Source organism: Zhongshania aquatica, from assembly GCF_027257955.1.
GTDB lineage: Bacteria > Pseudomonadota > Gammaproteobacteria > Pseudomonadales > Spongiibacteraceae > Spongiibacter > Spongiibacter aquatica.
On record NZ_JANZNQ010000104.1, the window covers coordinates 1 to 510 of the forward strand.

Genomic DNA, 510 nt, shown 5'->3' on the forward strand with positions numbered 1-510 from the left:
TGTCGGCATACAGTTTCTTGCGGAAGGTGATCTGATAGAACTCTTGTAGAATGGTCTTGTGGAAGCGCTCGCAGATCCCGTTGGTTTGCGGATGCATTGCTTTCGTCTTCGTATGATCAATGTCATTAATCGCCAAATACAGCTGATAATCATGCTGCTCAACACGACCACAATACTCCGTTCCACGATCCGTCAATATCCGCAACATCGGTAATTCATGTTGTTCGAAGAACGGTAATACCCGGTCGTTAAGTGCGTCGGCTGCCGTTATTGGTGTCTTCGTCGTGTACAATTTACAGAAGGCGACTTTGCTGTAGGTGTCGACAAATGTCTGCTGGTAAATCCGACCAACACCCTTGAGATTACCCACGTAGAAGGTGTCTTGAGAGCCAAGATAGCCGGGATGATGGGTTTCAATTTCCCCGCATGCTTCGTCATCATGTTTCTTCTTTTCAAGGGCTGCAACCTGGGCATCACTCAGAATTATCCCGTCAGTAGCGACTCGCTCTT

1 protein-coding gene is annotated in these 510 nt (G+C 47.6%); it reads right to left on the reverse strand.

Going from position 1 to position 510, the window contains the following annotated elements; translation table 11 throughout:
• On the reverse strand, positions 1-510 hold a 510-nt coding region (locus tag O9X78_RS20845), incomplete at both ends, for a DDE-type integrase/transposase/recombinase (RefSeq protein ID WP_269621603.1).